Source organism: Bacteroides sp. MSK.18.37 (assembly GCF_019129155.2).
In the GTDB taxonomy this organism is placed as follows: Bacteria; Bacteroidota; Bacteroidia; order Bacteroidales; family Bacteroidaceae; genus Bacteroides; species Bacteroides ovatus.
In genome coordinates this window covers 5,617,916-5,635,128 of the sequence record NZ_JAHOIB020000001.1, presented here as the reverse complement: position 1 = coordinate 5,635,128, position 17,213 = coordinate 5,617,916, and the positions used below count along the sequence as shown (strand labels likewise).

Here is a 17,213-nt window from a genome sequence, read left to right as displayed (position 1 = left end):
TCGTATAAAAAATACTTATTTTCTTTTGCCATTACTTCATGTTTTTCCTTGCCTCTACGTCTTTTAAGCTCTCCTCAAATTTTACTACTTGATACTCAAAATCATAGGTACTAATTTTCTGATCATAGCACGAGTCTGCAAACATCTTACAAATAGATTTGAGAAAGAAACTTCCCAACCAAACTAATGGATTGATTCCCACTGTAATCCATACTTTCTTGTTATATTTTTTAGCAAAATAACGAACTATCTCTACGGTATCTGCATATTCCTTGTTCTGAGGATGGAATATACCACTCAATTCACGAAGAATTACCTGACGAACTAACTCTGCCAAATTGTATACATGAATCATACTTCGCTTATTATGCCAAGCAGGGAAAATTGGAGTCTTTGTTGCCAACCAGGCCAACCGAGGTAAGTTGCCCTTATTACCTAAGCCATAGATCATACAAGGACGAAGTAATGCTACCTTAAAACTGGATGACTCAAGTTTCCTCAAACCATTCTCTGCTTGAAGTTTACTATCTCCATAGAAATCATTAGGATGTGGTTTTGTGTTTTCTGTTATCACATCCCCCTTCAGGCTCTTGCTCGCATGATATACAATCTTTGAACTCATAAAGATGAACTGCTTCACCCCATGTTTCTTTGCCCACTTCGCAATCTCTATAGTCAAATCCCGATTTACCTTATAGTACAACGGAGCCATTTTAGGCTTAGGATCCACATGTGCAATACCGGCTACATGGAACACTACATCATATTTCGCAAAGTCAGCCTTCTTCCAAGCCTCATTCATGGTATCCACAGTCTCTACAATAAACTCATCCGGAGTCTGCAATAGCCATTTCTCCACATTCACACCAACAAAACTGTTGGCACCTGTAATCAATACCCTTTTCATTTTTTATGTAGCTGTTTTTTGCAGAATACCTAAATCTGCTGAAACTTATTGAGATTTTTTTGAAACATACTTAGGATCATCCTTAGGAAATTCTTTTACCACTTTAGCAGGACATCCCAACGCTAATGTCCAAGCTGGAATGTCCTTAGTCACCATAGCACCGGCACCAACAACAGCACCTTCACCTACAGTCACACCTGGCATCACAATACAACCAGTCCCTATAGCGCAATTCTTGCACAAATGAATTTTGCCATATTTATAAGGCATCATGCCATAAGTCATTCCCTGTTTATATTCTGCAAGTTCCTTCTTATGACAAAGTAAACGACAATCACCTGCAATGTGCACACCATCCTCTATCTCAATCAAATCAGAATGGTTCAAGTCTACACGAACATAGTCACCAATGAACACATCTTTTCCCACCTTTGCTCCCAGTTTACGAAGAATCGCAGGTCTAAGTTTTCTAGGATTAAATGGTTCTAAAATTGCCCAATTCATTGCATTAATTATTAGACGATGATACCAATTTATAAAAAACTGTTTTAATACCTTCCATAGACTTACATCTCCATAATCCTCTATTGGATATTTAAAGCCCAATAGACAAAGAATTTTATATGTCAAAGTTGTTTTCATATATGATTAGATTTCATAATACTTCTATCTTGCCAACTTTCTTCACTTAAAAATCCAGCATAATTATAACATTTACTTTTTTATCAATTCACTCAAAAAGTCAATATAGTCCTTTGCTATTTTGGGCCAAGAAAACAACCTTTCGCATCGTTCACGATTAACTTTTTTTTGCCATTCGTAATTTTCAAAATTAGTATATAAACGGTCTAGGGCATAAGTTATATCTTCTGCATTTTCTTTTTTCACCCAAATCCCAGAATCACCTAAAGCTTCTTTGTTAGCAGTAATATCTGAAGCTATACAAACTTTACCATAACTCATTCCTTCTAATAAAGAAATTGGTAGACCTTCCATTGAAGAAGGTAAACAAAATACCCATGCGTTACGGAGTATCGTATCTTTGTCTGCACCAAATATCGCTCCTGTAAAAATAATATTTGGATCGTCCTTTGCCAACATATGTAAATAATCGCCATATGATGATCTAGGGGCAGCACATCCACAAATAACCAACTGTTTATCACCATGTTGACTATTCATAAAACCTTTTATCAAATAATCAGGATTCTTATCTTGAACAAGTCGTCCCATAAAAACAATATAATTATTAGGAATAATGCCAAAACGTTCCAACACATCGCTTTTAGACGTTTCCTGTGGAATATTTACAGCACATGAAATAGTACGGCAATCTTTATGAAAATGTTCGCGTATAAAATCTGTTTGTTCTTGCGAAACCGCTGTTAAATACTTATTGATTTTACAATCAAAATAGAATTTTTTTCTCAAAATATTACGTTTACGCAATGAATATTTTGTCCTATTAAACTCCAATCCGTGATTCTGCATAAGAGAAACCCTACCAAGCAATCTTGGCCATATAGAACTAATCAGTGCTGGAGCACCGCAATTATAATGGAATACCTGTATATCTTTCTCTTTGAAAAGTCCCATTATTGTAGATTTGAATCCCAATAATATTTTTGTAAGAGCTGCATTCCTAAATGACTTTTGATGAACTACCTTAAAACCATTCACCCATTCTTCTCCATTATGATCACTCTCTTGATATACGATAGGTTCGTGCCCCATCTTAACTAATTCTGTAGCAAGATTATACATATATGTTGCGATACCATCTGGATGGTAAAAAGTACGTCCTCCTATAAATGCTATTTTCATTTTTCTAAAACTTTTGAATAGTTTTCTACAAAACGTTCTACAGAATAATTATGCAGACGTTCATTTCCCCGTATACCCATTTCAATGCGAAGCTTATCGTCATGTAACAGTTTTAGAAGATGTTCTGACAATCTTTTATAGTCTCCTATTGAAATCAGATAACCATTCCAAGAATCTTTTATCAATTGATTATTATCTCCTACATTTGTTGCCACTACAGGAATACTCCAATTCATTGCTTCCATGATACTATTACTCGTTCCCTCAAAAAGACTCGTCGAGAGATAAATATCAGCCGATTTAAGAATTTCTTGTACATTGTCTGGGGCTATAAGAATCTGAGTGTAATTCGTCAAACCATATTCCTCTACCCAATCTCTGACTTGAGTCTCTATATGACCATGTCCAATAATGGTGAACACAAAGTCCTGCCTTGTCTTCCTCAAATCAGCTATGGTTTTGATGGCTGTCAGATAGTCCTTCTGTGGCTCAAAACGACCAACCGTAATAATAGTCTTTATATCCTTGTCAGTACGCTCTATCGGCTTGCTGATATTAGGGAAGCAGTTGGGAATCACAATGGTCTTCTTCTTACAGAAACCCAGATTCTCAAAGTGTTTTGCTCCCGACTGACAATTATATATAGTATAATCTGCAAAGAAGTTGTGTGCAAACCATTCCAATACGGTCTTCGCCGGAGCCAGTCGCGAGTTTCGAATGCCATTGAATACAGTCTTCACGCCTGCAAGTTTCTCCACCATTGCACCTGTCACATCACATGTTGTCAGATAGTTGAATGCAATTTCTATCTTTTGTTGCTTCAACAGTTGATAATACTCCTTCCACTTGCCGAAGTTCTTTCCAGAAAGATAATGAATTTGTACATGTGCATCCTCCAGAAACTTTTGCACTATCACCGAGAGGTTCTTCTTCCCCCATAATGAAACAAAGTGTACCTCATTCTCCTCACTGAGTGTTGCTGCCAGTAATGCAGCCTGTTTCTCTGCACCTCCTGGTTTGATAGTAGGTATCAGAATTGCTATTTTCATTTTGCTCTGTCTTTAATATAACGGGCAGGATTTCCAGCCCAAACCTGGTAGGGTGGAATGTCTTTAGTAACCACACTTCCTGCTCCTATAATGGCTCCCTTGCCAATAGTAACCGAACTACAGATACACACATTCAGTCCTATAAAAACATCATCTTCGATATGCACCTCACCTCTGCGAAAATGAACACCAGGTTGGGATGGATCAAGATAATGAGTCAGAATCTTTGTGCCAGCGGTGATACGCACACCTTTTCCGATATAGATACTGTCAGGATAGACCGTATCAACACCTACTCCACCATAAATCATAGCACGACCTTTAATATTTACTCCCGCCATTTTCAAGCACTTAGCTCTATGTTGAGGCATCATTGGTAGGTCAGCAAGACCTATCCACATCTTCCTCCACATACGCTTGGGAGGATATACTTCGAAAAAATGTTTTAATGTCATATTCATTTTTATTTGTTATCGTTCCGCCCGTTGATATAGCGTCATATACTTCGATAGACACTGAAAAAATCATAAACTTTACCTGTGTGGACGTTAATTATTATTTTGACACCTTCAACCATTCACCTATCTTCTCATCCCATTCTTCAGGCATAAATGCGCCCATACCTGCAGCAGGATAGAAGGTCTGTTCACCAAAATATATTTTACCTTTTACATTATATAAATCCACTCGCAAGAACTTGAAACCACTTGACAGTTTTTCAGCAACATCTATCATTTCTGAAAGATTGTCGGGCATGTTCTCCACATGATTCGAATCGGGTTCATAAGCCTTCTCCCCAAATGGTAGAAACTCACCGTCAGGAGAATAGTAGTTTGCATGATGCTCTACGAAACGACCAAAGTCTATCTTGAAACACTTCACCTTGCCCCCAAAGCAAAAAAACTTGTAGTCCTTCAGTTCCTCGAATGAATTCTCGTAATGTGTTTTTCGCTCTGCAATAAACTTCTCTGCAATGATTTTTCGTGGAACATTCAAATAAGGTTTCTCCCGATAAATCTGCCCAGCATTTGTATGCATAGACACTCTTAATTTCTTTATCGCTGTTTCTTTATCCAATTTTGACTTGTCAGTACAAACCACAACACCGCACCCTCCTCCACCATGAGTAGTCTTCAGAACGAACTGGCTAGGTAGAGAATCCCAGTCAATCTCCTCCACACTGTTCCAAACAGCTAACGTAGGAATGACATACTCTTTACCTATACGCGAAGCCACATAATCCTTGACTGCCAATTTGTCCACCAATTGAGTGTATTCTGGCTTATAATCGTAGATTTTCAGCCATTGCAGTTTCTCTGTAAATGTCCTCGGATTCTCCAAATGAAGTATTTTTCCTTTCATTTCCAAGAAATACAAAATTCGCAAATAGAATTTATCATTCTTTATAAAAGGAGATAATCTACGGAAGACCACAGCAAGCAACCATTCTGGGTGCTTGATCGCTTTTATCAATCTGTTACGTTTACTCATTTATCTTGACGATTATGAAATAATTACTTGCGTTTAAGCTCCCGTATTGTCAAATCATAGTGTGACTCACATGAAATACGGTTTTTGATATTGAGTATACGCTTTGCTGAAAGAAAAGATGGCAGAAGACCTCTAACGAATGCAGCCAAAAGCAAACGGTTAGTCCAAGGAGTGAATGATGAGAGTACAAACTTTCTCATTCTCTTAGAATATGCATCCAAGGCCTTATTGATTTCTACCGGTGATGCTATAGTGCGGTTTAGTTCTTCAATACTTCTCTCAAACTGATTCTTTTGGTTCTCTGTCATGAGGCGTATTGTAGGTTCCTCATTACATTGTGTATAAGGGTGCAGCTTGAACTCTATTTCTTCTGCCTCGAAATTAAGTTCCACCATATAGCCATCGTTCCAAATGTCATTTCTGCAGTTAGGGTTATCAAAGAGCAGATTTCCAAGACCATATATGATGGGCTTACTTTTGTATCTCTCATAACCACTATAGCAATGCTGATGATGATTGACTACCGCATCTGCTCCTGCATCAATAAAGAAACGGTAGGTCTCTATCATTCTTGATGTAGGTAACTGATAATGTTCTATACCTCCATGAACTATAACCAATACATAGTCAGCATTCTCTTTTGCTTCTTGAATTTTATAGAATTGCTGAATTGGCAGCAGAGGATTGCCGCCAGCAGTGGATTCTGTAGCCACACTAAACTCATTCTCGCAGCAGTTGATGATTGCCAACTTTCTTCCTTTAGATTCGATATAAAGAATTCGGGCCGCATCATTAAGATCTATTCCTACACCAACAGTGAATATACCACCTTTTTCAAGCAAATCCTTGGTTTCAAGACAACATGCTTCGCCCTGATCCAAAATATGATTGTTGGCAAGGGTACAAACATTAAATCCAGCATACTTTACTGCCTCTACCGCAAACTCAGATCCTTTAAGTGTAGGGCCAATCTTCTTGATGGTTTTTCCCGTCTCTGTTACAATGGGAAACTCAAAATTAACCACCTTAATATCACATGCGCTAATGATAGGTTTTATTGTATCAAACATGCTACCGAACTCCTTCTGTTCTATCTTCTCATTCACTCGAAACCTTTGGCAGAAATCTCCTGCAACTAGTACCTTCATGTTATTGTATAGCTTTAATAATCTTTTTTGTTTCGTTCAAATAATTAAATTCTCGCATTGCAACCTGCGCACCAGCCTTTCCTATTTCAATTGCCTCCGCAGGATGCTCCAATGCCCATAACAGTTTAGAAGAGAATTCATGCGGGTTACGTTCTTCTGCAAGAAGTGCAGTCTCGCCATCCTTCAAGAAAAGAGGAATGTCACCCACCTTAGTCACTACAACAGGATTCTCTGTTAGGAGATACTCTCCAAGTTTAGTTGGGAATCCGCATTGCGCCTGTAACGAGTCTGGACGATCAAGAGCCAAAACAGTGGCATTCTTCAATATCTGGGGGATTTCGGCAGCTGAAACAATGCCCGTAAAAATAACAGAGTTCTTCACACCAAGATTTTCTATCAGCTCCAAATTGCCAGACACATCATCCTTATCTGGAGTCTTACCGATAATGTAAAGTTTTACATCTGGATATGACTTATGCACAATAGCGAAAGACTTAATCAGCTCATCAACTCCATCCTTATTATTAGAAGCGGTTCCGCAATATGCGATGTACTTCTTTGATGTTTGCTTCTTAAGTCCGATAAAACGATTGTTATCCACAGTCATGTTCACAATTTTAATTTTCTCTTTCAATAACCCCAGAGAGGCGAAATAATCCTTGAGAGCCGTTGAAATAACAAACATGCCTTCCAAGTCCTTGATATGCTTCTTATACTTCTCAACATCAAATCCCTTAATTTTATAGATGTCAGGATGTTCAGTTCGCTCATGATACAATTTGATATCTTTCCGATTTATCAAATTGAAAAACACTCTTCCAATCGTCAGTAGAATAACCTTATCTCCAGCCTTAAGGCCTCTGGAAAACTTCCATCCATTGTAGAAACTGGCAAGTTTTGCAAATACTCGACCTTTTAGCCTCATACCATCCCACATATAGCGAAAATGAACATGAGACAATTGTTCCGTGACCTTACTATATTTGGAATCAGGTTCCAAAAAAACTACTTCTACTTCAGTTCCAAGTTCAGAGAAACCTCTGAGAAAACTAAGCAATCTGTTTGTTGGAGCAGTATTTGGGTGATACGAGTTAAAAACAATGTAAGTAGTACTCATATTATTCAAATTGCAATTTTGTTCTCAATTTTTCGACTTCATCTACTCTTCTTTTTATCTCTCCTTTCAACGATGAATACCAATCAGACAATTCGGCCTTCTTTACTGCAGGCATCCCCATTAACAAAACATTGCCTTCAGGAAAGGATTTGGTGACAACGGAATTGGCCGCCACGACTATGTGATCGCCCAACATCTCACCACCTGTAATCTTTGCTCCTGTTGAAAGGCTCAGAGCCTTGCCTATCTTCCTGCCTGTATCTGTGATGCAAGTAGATGCATGCAATACTGCGTATGGCCCTATCCTGTTGGTATTTCCCACTACTATAGTTCCATAGTGAGGGATAACAAGACCATAATCACAGGCATCATATCCGATACTGAACCCAAGCTTACGAGACAATCTAAAGAAACGCAGTTTATTGACTATAAACAACAGTTTACCCCCGCGTTTACACTGAGAGAGTAATACTGCACCTTTCTCATTGCCTTAAGGAACTCCATGATGTAATTTGGAGCCACCAAATGCAACAACTTCTTCTTGAGAGGTTCTTTGAAGTACCCTCTATTCATCATCATGTCTGCATAAAGATAGAAGTGGAGGTGGTTGCGAGATGTGATAGTGCTCATATTTATCTATAATGTATTGTTAAGAAAATCAATAAGTTTTTTAGTCACTTCTTTTGAACCGAAGTTGGCTATAGCATAGTCATACGCTCTTCCTGCCACTTCTTTTGCCTCTTGAGGATGTGATAGGATATATCTCATCTTTTCTGCGTATGCGACATCATCGCAAGGATCTACCAAGTAAACAGTATTGTTATCTTGCACATAGCAATGAATCTCTCCTACATTCGTCACTATTGCCGGTGTATGACTCATCATGTATTCTGCCAATTTCGTTGGGAAACCACCTGCAGCTCTCTTTGTAACAGGTTGAGACGTCACAAGAATCTCTGCATTTGCAAGAGTCTGTGGAACTAAGTTATAATCTATTCTTCCTTTAATAAAAACTCTATTTCCTAATCCAAGTTCTGCTATTACTCCTTCGACAACACTTTTATCTTTGTCATTAGGTGTACCATAAAGATATAAGTCAACATCAGAAAAATCATCGCATACTCTCTTAAAAGCTCTGATGATGTTATCAACATTATCTTTTGCCAACATCATATTTCCCATATAGCACATATACTTACGGGAAACTTTTTGCTTTACTATACCATCAAAACGAGCCGTATTTAAAATTGAGCATAGAATATACGTAGGCTTCTCACACACTAGCTCATCATAGAACTTTTGAAGAGCCTCTGTCATGAGAACTCTAAACGAAATGAACTGATAAACAAATTTGTATGCAAGCTTATAGGAAAAAGGAATCGTTGATTTCAGCCTCCTAATAGGCTCAGGAAACTCATCACCAATAAATCCAATCTTGATTCCCATGATTCGCAACACTGGAACAAAAAAGAGGAGATATGTAGGATGGTCAAAGCTTAAGAGTATACAATCAAACTTTTCCTCTTTATGGGAATTCCTTATTTTCTTTATGGCATTTAAGAGAGACTTGGGCCTATCAACAAAAAGTTTATATAACTTGGACTTATTCGTGTCCCTCTTATGGGCATAGGCGTACTTAACACCTCCAACATAACCTGAAAGAGAATATGCATTATCGCCGACCTTTGGCTGAAATACCACAACTTCAACCTTACATCCATTATCCACTAACCCCTGTCCATAGGATAGTATTCTTATGGTAGGAGCCATCCCTTCGGGGAATGAATATGTGCAAAGAATTCCGATTTTATTTATCATACGTGCATGTATTAAATGCAAAAAAATATAGAACCATAAAGAAAGGTGAATATGTAATTGTTTGTGAGAAACATAAAAGCAACAATGATACAAAAACGCACACATTCGCTCCCTTGTGACTATTACCTACATATACTTTTGTTCCTCTATATAACAAGTAGTAAAACACTATGGATAATGGAATACCATAATACCTCATCAAATCAGTCAATCCATTTGGACTACTTAAAAGTTCATCTCCAAAAATATTTGAAAGAAATGGACCAAAGCCAATAAACGGAGATTGCGTTATCTGATTCCAATGGTATGCAATGGCGCCAAATCTTGACCAAGTGGAATCATCAGCTGATTGCTCAGCAATTTTTTCGGTCATAAAATCCAATTGCCCCACATAATATACAACAGCAAACAGTATTATAGAAAAGATGATTTTATTACTTCTCTTGATGTTTGAAAAGAATATATATCCCACATACAATGTAGCTGTAGCTACATATCCAGTCGTAGAAAATGTTGTTAGATTTGTAAGTAGCAATACAAGACTATTCTTCGATGTAATCTTTTCTTTGAAATAGAAAAGATTAATAGCCAATGCTAGTGTTATATATATAGTGAAACGGCCTGGCTCCCAAAAGGGACCTGAATTTCGCATAAGACCTTTAAAATCTTGAGGGATACTAAATATGTATAATGTATCTACAATATTTGTATTGCTCTCAATATTATCCCAACCTAAAAGAGGAAATTGTGATGCAATTGACCGAAGAAAGGATAGTCCCAATGGAAACAGGCAAATTACCCACAATACCAAGCAAACCTGTGAAATGAAATAAACTAAATCTAAATATACTTTTACAAACTTACAGGAAATTATCTTAGCAAACATAGCACAAACTAAGAGTAAGCATGTTGGCTTAATGAGATTGACAATGGCTCCACCAAAATTCACCATTTGTAAGAAATGAACAGATAAAACAACACCAATTAGCAGAATTGTCGAATTTGAAAGTTTATAACCTCGATGAAAAAAAATGAATCCAACGACTGGCATCATATACAACATCCATTCAAGGAAAAGCCCATAGGTGAAACCTCCTCCCGACCATAGAATTATGAACAGAAGAATGGCATACTCATACCACTTTGTCTTGTTTGTCTTGTCGTTATATATGGTTATTTGTTCCATATCCCTGTTGCAGTTTGGCTGATGAGTTTATTGCATTGCACTTTAGACCATAAGTAATTCAGCGCAAATACAATAGCATTTGCTATTAACACTCCAGACAAGCCAAATAATTTGCCCAAAAGTATTGCAAGCGGTATATAAATGATTGCAATTACTCCTGTCAGTATTATCTGCGCAAATACTTTTCCTGTTCCATTAATGATAGTTCCATAGACTTTGTACAACATTTCAAATGAAATATACAATAATATAAGACTAGTGGTTGAATAATTTATGTCTATTGTGCCCTTGCCCAGCCATATGCCATATACAAACTTAGAAGCCAATACCATCAATACACCAATAAAAATAGACGCAATACAGACTTTTCGTGATAAAGAGATTGTCTTGTTTATCCATGCAAAGTCTTTACGAACATAAGCATCCGTTGTTGCAGACCACACAGGAGTGATGACAATAGTGAAAATCATAGTCAAAAGACTGACATATTTAAATGCTAAATTATACTCTACCACTGCTTCTGGACTTACGACTCTTGCTATGATAATGCTATTGGCCTGAAAAAGTACAATTGTAATCATTTGGAGGACAAAAAACTTCAATCCAAGGCTTAAGATACTACCAACTGATTTGAATTCAAATAATTTGAAGGATGGTGCAATTTCTTTCAGTTTCGTTCTAAAAAGTCCGATAGACCCCAGGAACAGAACTAAAGGAGGAATCATACTGTTGACAGCACCTATCTGTAAGACGGAAGTAACATCAAACACATATACCTGTATTACCAACGCAATGAGAGCAATAAATTGTCCCACGAAAGTAAACAATGATTGGAACGCAGGCATTTGATAAGCAAATAGAATTGAATTTATTAATCCAAACAAGAACTGAATACAGAAAGCTATAAACACTACATTTGTAAGTCCTCGAATTTCACCAGCATCACTTGTGGGGGAATTCAGAACTCCTAACCAATCAACAAAAGGACTAACCATCAAAAAGATTACTATAATTAATGCTACATATATAGCAAGAGTTACATAACAGCTGCTTACAATCTTCTTAGCAGAATGAAAGTCTCCCTTTGCCAAAAATTCTGGTAATTTATTTCTGAGTCCATTTCCTAAACCAACATCCATATACCCAACCCAACCTACAATTGAGGTGAGGGTTAGTAATACTCCATAATCTGCCCTATCTACATGATGAAGCATAATAGGAGCTGATATCAGGGTAAGAATCATTGAAACTCCCCTAATACCGATCATTGCCACAGTATTTTTATACATTTTTTTACTGCGACTATCAGTTCCTATGAACTTTTTCCTTATTTGAGTCTTTATACTAAACATTTATTATTTTCTATTGAATAGATAATAGACACATGCAACTGAAATGTACAAACACATTAAAAACTTGTCGGAAAATGAGTTTATATCCTTACTTTATCCCCCCCTCACACCCATATACGCATAAAGGGGTTCGAAGATAAGCTTTCAGAATAAACCTTGCTGAATAGTATCCTTTGGCATGATTGATAACATAAATTGAACCATAATAGCTTGTCATTGCATTTGCTAAAATTATTTTCTTCATGGTTCCTATATAGGAATCAGGATTTAATTCAGTACATACTGAAATTGAGATTTTTAACCCTACAGTGCCAACACCCAGACTGGACTTGTCGGTTGGAATACTATCCAAAGCCTTGTCATAGTTCTTGATTCCACTCCTACAAGATGACCCTCTATAATCTGATACTGATTTTCAATTTTATTCCATCTTGCTACTTCATAAGCGTCATAAAGTTTATCACTTGCTTGCGATACGTATTTTGCAGCATTTTTCTAATTTATCATTCATTAAAGCGTGCGAAATATGACAGGCTTTCGCCCTCGTTCTCACGAATCAACTCACACACGAAATTGAGAATACGTGTCTTCCCATTGCCATGATGACCATAGATTACTGCTATTCTATTCATAGGGATCTCTTGTTTTATAGAGTTGCTGCATTAGGAGTTGGATAGATTAATATTCATCGTAATAAAGTTCATTTGACATACTTAGAATAAACTGTAATCTATTTGGAACATCCATTCAGCCTATTTCAGTTCAGATGATTGATATTTTTCAGAACTTTTTCCACACCATTTTATTGACGATACCGACATAGCTCTGCACAATCTTCACAACTTTGGTTGAGACATTCTCGTCTACATAGTCGGGCACAGGAATACCATGCTGACCATCACGGCAAAGTTCAACGGCTGTGTCTACGGCTTGAAGTAATGATTTCTCGTCAATACCGGCAATGATAAAGTCGCCCTTGTCAATAGCCTCTGGACGCTCAGTAGAGGTTCGAATGCAAATAGCTGGAAAGGGATGTCCCACACTGGTGAAAAAACTTGATTCTTCAGGTAATGTACCACTATCACTAACAACAGCAAAAGCATTCATCTGAAGGCAATTGTAATCATGGAAACCAAGAGGCTCATGTTGGATAACCCGTTCATCAAGTTTGAAACTACTCTCTGCAAGACGGTTACGACTACGAGGATGACAACTATAGAGAATCGGCATATTGTACTTTTCAGCCATCTTATTGATAGCCGTAAAAAGCGAAAGGAAGTTTTTCTCGGTATCGATATTTTCCTCACGATGAGCAGAGAGCAAAATATATTTTCCTTTCTCCAGGCCCAGACGCCGATGTACATCGCTAGCTTCTATTTCTGCAAAATTGTTATGGAGCACTTCCGCCATAGGTGATCCCGTGACATAGGTACGTTCCTTAGGTAGACCACAATCGGCAAGATATCTTCGCGCATGTTCCGAGTATGCCATATTCACATCACTGATGATATCAACAATACGACGGTTGGTCTCTTCCGGAAGACACTCGTCTTTGCAACGGTTACCTGCTTCCATATGGAAAATTGGAATATGCAGCCGCTTCGCACCAATTACACTCAAACATGAGTTGGTATCACCAAGTACAAGAACTCCGTCCGGCTTTGTCTGAGCAAAGAGTTTATATGAACAATTGATGATATTACCACAAGTAGCTCCCAAATCATCACCTACGGCATCCATATATACTTCCGGCTCTGCCAACTTCAAATCTTTAAAGAATATGCCGTTGAGGTTGTAATCATAATTCTGACCGGTATGAGCAAGAATCACATCGAAATACTGACGACATTTGGTGATGACAGCCGCCAAACGGATAATCTCGGGACGAGTGCCGACAACGATTATCAGCTTCAATTTACCATTATCCTTGAATTTTATATCTGAATAATCGAATTTAGGTTGTTTTTCCATATTATTTTTCTACTTTATCAAAGTATGTATCCGGTTTATCCGAGTTGAATATCTCATTGCAGTACATCACTGTCACCAGATCTTCCGTATCAGAAAGATTGATGATGTTATGAGTATAACCGGGAAGCATGATGACAGATTGTATTTTCTCTCCGCTCACCTCATAGTTAAGCACTTCGTCTGTTCCTTCCTTACGAAGCTGAATAAGCCCATGCCCACTGACTACAATAAACTGTTCCCATTTGGTATTGTGCCAGTGTTCACCCTTGGTTACACCTGGTTTGGAGATATTAATGCTTACCTGGCCACAATTCAAGGTATGTACAAGTTCTGTGAAACTGCCACGTTGATCTACATTCATTTTCAAGTCGAAGATCGCTTTTTCTTTTGGTAAGTAGCTCAAAAAGGTACTGTACAGACGTTTGGCAAATGAATCAGTCGGGATTTCCGGAATCATCAGTGTCTTAGGCATTTCCGCGAATTGATGTAATAAGTCAACGATTTCACCAAGCGTTACCTTATGGGTGACAGGGCAATAGCAATATCTGCCGTCAGCCTTCGGTTGTACGTCAAGCCCTTCGAATTCGCAATGATATTCCTCCCCTTTCAAGGCATGAATCATTTCGTCCACAAGGTCATCAATGTAAAGTAGCTCAAGTTCTACACTCGGATCGTTGACCTGTATAGGCAAGTCATTGGCAATATTATTGCAGAAAGTGGCTACGGCACTGTTATAGTTTGGACGACACCACTTACCGTAAAGGTTCGGAAAGCGATAGACCAAAACCTTGGCTCCTGTCTCTTTGCCGTATTGTAGAAAAAGATCTTCACCCGCCTTTTTGCTACGACCATATTCACTGTCACCAAAGCGACCGGTCAATGAGGCTTGCGCACTAGAGGAAAGCATGACGGGACAAGTGTTATGATATTTCTTCAAGGTGTCAAGCAATGTATTTGCAAAACCGAAGTTACCTTTCATGAATTCATCATTGTCTTTAGGGCGGTTCACCCCGGCAAGATTGAATACGAAATCGGCCTCTTTGCACCAATTATCCAGTTGTTCCGAAGTAGAGTCAAGATCGTACTCGAATACGTCACTAATCTTCAGTTCACCATAACAACGAGCCTTACCGTCCTTGATGTTATTAAGTTGGGCACAAAGATTCTTCCCTACAAAACCTTTGGCACCGGTTACTAATATCTTCATAATTTTATTACTGTACGAAGTTGCCCTCACCACTCAACTCCTTCTTTATATAGTCCAAAGCTGCAATCTTGGCTTTGGTTTCTTCCACGTTAAGGATTCGTGTATTGTTTGAATTGAACTCTGTAAGCGTGTTACGCTCTGTCTCACCCTCTTTGAAATATTTGTCGTAATTCAATCCACGGTTATCTGCCGGTACACGATAGAAATTGCCCATATCCTCTGCCTTGGCACATTCTTCATTGGTAAGCAATGTCTCATACATCTTCTCACCATGACGAATACCGATAACTTTAATGTCTTCTTTCTTGCCACCAAAGAGTTCACAAACAGCCTCTGCCTGAGTCTGGATGGTGCAAGCCGGAGCTTTTTGAACGAGGATGTCACCATTCTGACCATGCTCAAAAGCGAAGAGTACGAGGTCAACAGCTTCTTCAAGAGACATTATAAAACGTGTCATTTTAGGCTCAGTCAGAGTAACAGGATTACCATTGCGGATCTGCTCTATCCACAGAGGGATTACAGAACCGCGAGAACACATTACATTCCCATAACGCGTACAGCAAATTTTGGTCTTACCGGAGTAACGGCTCTTTGCCACTGCTATCTTTTCCTCAACAGCTTTGGTGATACCCATAGCATTGATTGGATAGGCAGCCTTATCCGTGGAAAGGCAGATTACGGCACCAACACCCGCTTCAATTGCAGCCGTCAATACATTGTCAGTACCAATTACATTTGTCTTTACAGCTTCCATTGGGAAAAATTCGCAACTCGGAACCTGCTTCAAGGCAGCAGCATGGAAGATATAGTCTACTCCCGGCATGGCGTTCCTACAAGACTGGAGGTTGCGTACATCACCGATAAAGAATTTTATTTTGTTTGCCACATCAGGATACTTAGCCTGATATTCGTGGCGCATATCGTCCTGCTTCTTCTCGTCACGTGAAAATATACGAATTTCACCGATATCGGTACGAAGGAAACGATTCAAGACTGCATTACCGAAAGAACCTGTTCCACCGGTAATCATTAGGGTTTTACCCGCAAAAATGCTCATAGTTTTATTGTTTTATTGTTTTATTTCTCCGTATTATAAAACTTTACATACCACTCTGCAAAGTTTCTTAGCCCATCTCTCAAACTTGTACCCGGTTTAAAAGCAAAATCCTGTTCCAATGAAGTAGTATCAGCATAAGTTACAGGCACATCACCCGGTTGCATAGGCACAAGTTCTTTATGGGACTCAAAATCATAGTCTTTCGGAAGCACACCGGCACGGACTAATTCTTCCTGAAGAATAGTTACAAATTCAAGCAGGTTCTCTGGATGACTGTTACCGATATTATATACTTTGTATGGTGGAATCGGAAGTCCGTCTTCCCCATTCTCTTTTTCTGGAGCGTGTTGCATAACACGTACTACTCCCTCCACAATATCATCCACATAGGTAAAATCACGCTTACAATTACCATAATTGAAAATCTTGATAGTTTCGCCTTTTACAAGCTTGTCGGTAAACCCAAAATACGCCATATCCGGACGACCTGCAGGACCATAAACCGTAAAGAAACGTAAGCCTGTTGATGGAATATTATAGAGTTTTGAGTATGCGTGAGCCATCAACTCGTTACTCTTTTTTGTTGCTGCATAAAGGCTGACCGGGTTGTCAACCTTGTCATCAGTTGAATACGGAACTGTCTTGTTACTGCCGTATACGGATGATGAAGAAGCATAAACCAAGTGCTCCACCTCATAATGACGGCAGGCTTCAAGGATATTATAGAAACCGATAAGATTACTTTGGACATAGGCATCAGGATTGGTGATACTGTAACGGACGCCCGCCTGGGCCGCAAGATTTACGACAACGGAAATTCTGTCTTCAGAGAAAATTCTTTCTACCGCATCCTTATCGGCAATCGAGGCACGGACAAAAGTCCAGTTACGGTTTAACAACTCTATTTCCTTGAGACGCTCATACTTGATATTGACATCGTAATAATCGGTGATGGAATCAACACCGATTACCCTGATATTTCGGAAATCATGGAAAAGGCGCATGACAAGGTTGCTCCCAATAAAACCGGCAGCACCCGTTACAAGCACAGTCTTTCCGTCCAGCTCTACATTATATGACAACATG

General features: G+C 38.5%; 17 protein-coding genes. All 17 read right to left on the bottom strand.

The window, feature by feature from the left end:
- Positions 1–31: 31 nt before the first annotated feature.
- Positions 32–907: an NAD-dependent epimerase/dehydratase family protein gene (locus KSX81_RS21750; RefSeq protein ID WP_004325748.1), complete on the bottom strand. Its 876-nt coding sequence runs from the start codon at positions 905–907 to the stop codon at positions 32–34.
- Positions 908–952: 45 nt separating this feature from the next.
- Complete coding sequence (locus tag KSX81_RS21745; protein WP_004325747.1) at positions 953–1,549, bottom strand: acyltransferase; 597 nt, start codon at positions 1,547–1,549, stop codon at positions 953–955.
- Between the two features lie 72 nt (positions 1,550–1,621).
- Positions 1,622–2,731 carry a glycosyltransferase family 4 protein gene (locus KSX81_RS21740; RefSeq protein WP_074909247.1) on the bottom strand — a complete coding sequence of 370 codons (1,110 nt, stop codon included), beginning with the start codon at positions 2,729–2,731 and terminating at the stop codon, positions 1,622–1,624.
- Entirely contained in the window at positions 2,728–3,780 is a 1,053-nt protein-coding gene (locus KSX81_RS21735) for a glycosyltransferase (RefSeq protein WP_128131261.1), read from the bottom strand. The genes KSX81_RS21740 and KSX81_RS21735 overlap by 4 nt, the downstream gene beginning before the upstream one ends.
- Positions 3,777–4,235, bottom strand: coding sequence for an acyltransferase (locus tag KSX81_RS21730; RefSeq protein WP_004325744.1), 459 nt, complete (start codon positions 4,233–4,235; stop codon positions 3,777–3,779). The genes KSX81_RS21735 and KSX81_RS21730 overlap by 4 nt, the downstream gene beginning before the upstream one ends.
- Positions 4,236–4,335: 100 nt before the next feature.
- The gene (locus KSX81_RS21725) at positions 4,336–5,271 is read right to left on the bottom strand and encodes an ATP-grasp fold amidoligase family protein (protein WP_128131260.1); all 936 of its coding nucleotides are present in this window, start codon (positions 5,269–5,271) and stop codon (positions 4,336–4,338) included.
- A gap of 23 nt (positions 5,272–5,294) precedes the next feature.
- Positions 5,295–6,419 carry a CapA family protein gene (locus KSX81_RS21720; RefSeq protein ID WP_128131259.1) on the bottom strand — a complete coding sequence of 375 codons (1,125 nt, stop codon included), beginning with the start codon at positions 6,417–6,419 and terminating at the stop codon, positions 5,295–5,297.
- Position 6,420: 1 nt separating this feature from the next.
- Positions 6,421–7,536: a glycosyltransferase family 4 protein gene (locus KSX81_RS21715; protein ID WP_128131258.1), complete on the bottom strand. Its 1,116-nt coding sequence runs from the start codon at positions 7,534–7,536 to the stop codon at positions 6,421–6,423.
- Position 7,537: 1 nt separating this feature from the next.
- Positions 7,538–7,939, bottom strand: a complete 402-nt coding sequence (locus KSX81_RS21710) for a serine acetyltransferase (protein WP_128131257.1) — start codon at positions 7,937–7,939, stop codon at positions 7,538–7,540.
- A gap of 233 nt (positions 7,940–8,172) precedes the next feature.
- Positions 8,173–9,354, bottom strand: a complete 1,182-nt coding sequence (locus KSX81_RS21705; protein ID WP_158567729.1) for a glycosyltransferase family 4 protein — start codon at positions 9,352–9,354, stop codon at positions 8,173–8,175.
- Positions 9,344–10,540, bottom strand: coding sequence for a hypothetical protein (locus tag KSX81_RS21700; protein ID WP_195436478.1), 1,197 nt, complete (start codon positions 10,538–10,540; stop codon positions 9,344–9,346). Before KSX81_RS21700 ends, KSX81_RS21705 begins: the two co-directional genes overlap by 11 nt.
- Entirely contained in the window at positions 10,528–11,829 is a 1,302-nt protein-coding gene (locus KSX81_RS21695; RefSeq protein WP_128131254.1) for a lipopolysaccharide biosynthesis protein, read from the bottom strand. The genes KSX81_RS21700 and KSX81_RS21695 overlap by 13 nt, the downstream gene beginning before the upstream one ends.
- Positions 11,830–12,395: 566 nt before the next feature.
- The gene (locus tag KSX81_RS21690) at positions 12,396–12,524 is read right to left on the bottom strand and encodes a hypothetical protein (protein ID WP_255421034.1); all 129 of its coding nucleotides are present in this window, start codon (positions 12,522–12,524) and stop codon (positions 12,396–12,398) included.
- A 148-nt stretch (positions 12,525–12,672) separates the two neighbouring features.
- Positions 12,673–13,863, bottom strand: coding sequence for a non-hydrolyzing UDP-N-acetylglucosamine 2-epimerase (gene wecB / locus KSX81_RS21685; protein ID WP_128131253.1), 1,191 nt, complete (start codon positions 13,861–13,863; stop codon positions 12,673–12,675).
- Position 13,864: 1 nt separating this feature from the next.
- Positions 13,865–15,070, bottom strand: a complete 1,206-nt coding sequence (locus tag KSX81_RS21680; RefSeq protein ID WP_128131252.1) for a capsular polysaccharide biosynthesis protein CapF — start codon at positions 15,068–15,070, stop codon at positions 13,865–13,867.
- A gap of 7 nt (positions 15,071–15,077) precedes the next feature.
- On the bottom strand, positions 15,078–16,127 hold the full coding sequence (locus KSX81_RS21675; RefSeq protein WP_007761186.1) for a polysaccharide biosynthesis protein: 1,050 nt from the start codon (positions 16,125–16,127) through the stop codon (positions 15,078–15,080).
- A gap of 20 nt (positions 16,128–16,147) precedes the next feature.
- Positions 16,148–17,212, bottom strand: coding sequence for an NAD-dependent epimerase/dehydratase family protein (locus KSX81_RS21670; RefSeq protein ID WP_272711845.1), 1,065 nt, complete (start codon positions 17,210–17,212; stop codon positions 16,148–16,150).
- Position 17,213 lies beyond the last annotated feature (1 nt).

Excerpts from the sequence above, each read along its gene's own strand:
- KSX81_RS21750 (WP_004325748.1), bottom strand. The coding sequence starts at position 907 with ATGAAAAGGGTATTGATTACAGGTGCCAACAGTTTTGTTGGTGTGAAT.
- KSX81_RS21745 (WP_004325747.1), bottom strand. The coding sequence starts at position 1,549 with ATGAAAACAACTTTGACATATAAAATTCTTTGTCTATTGGGCTTTAAA.
- KSX81_RS21740 (WP_074909247.1), bottom strand. The coding sequence starts at position 2,731 with ATGAAAATAGCATTTATAGGAGGACGTACTTTTTACCATCCAGATGGT.
- KSX81_RS21735 (WP_128131261.1), bottom strand. The coding sequence starts at position 3,780 with ATGAAAATAGCAATTCTGATACCTACTATCAAACCAGGAGGTGCAGAG.
- KSX81_RS21730 (WP_004325744.1), bottom strand. The coding sequence starts at position 4,235 with ATGACATTAAAACATTTTTTCGAAGTATATCCTCCCAAGCGTATGTGG.
- KSX81_RS21725 (WP_128131260.1), bottom strand. The coding sequence starts at position 5,271 with ATGAGTAAACGTAACAGATTGATAAAAGCGATCAAGCACCCAGAATGG.
- KSX81_RS21720 (WP_128131259.1), bottom strand. The coding sequence starts at position 6,419 with ATGAAGGTACTAGTTGCAGGAGATTTCTGCCAAAGGTTTCGAGTGAAT.
- KSX81_RS21715 (WP_128131258.1), bottom strand. The coding sequence starts at position 7,536 with ATGAGTACTACTTACATTGTTTTTAACTCGTATCACCCAAATACTGCT.
- KSX81_RS21705 (WP_158567729.1), bottom strand. The coding sequence starts at position 9,354 with ATGATAAATAAAATCGGAATTCTTTGCACATATTCATTCCCCGAAGGG.
- KSX81_RS21700 (WP_195436478.1), bottom strand. The coding sequence starts at position 10,540 with ATGGAACAAATAACCATATATAACGACAAGACAAACAAGACAAAGTGG.
- KSX81_RS21695 (WP_128131254.1), bottom strand. The coding sequence starts at position 11,829 with ATGTATAAAAATACTGTGGCAATGATCGGTATTAGGGGAGTTTCAATG.
- KSX81_RS21690 (WP_255421034.1), bottom strand. The coding sequence starts at position 12,524 with ATGAATAGAATAGCAGTAATCTATGGTCATCATGGCAATGGGAAGACA.
- wecB (WP_128131253.1), bottom strand. The coding sequence starts at position 13,863 with ATGGAAAAACAACCTAAATTCGATTATTCAGATATAAAATTCAAGGAT.
- KSX81_RS21680 (WP_128131252.1), bottom strand. The coding sequence starts at position 15,070 with ATGAAGATATTAGTAACCGGTGCCAAAGGTTTTGTAGGGAAGAATCTT.
- KSX81_RS21675 (WP_007761186.1), bottom strand. The coding sequence starts at position 16,127 with ATGAGCATTTTTGCGGGTAAAACCCTAATGATTACCGGTGGAACAGGT.
- KSX81_RS21670 (WP_272711845.1), bottom strand. The coding sequence starts at position 17,212 with ATGTTGTCATATAATGTAGAGCTGGACGGAAAGACTGTGCTTGTAACG.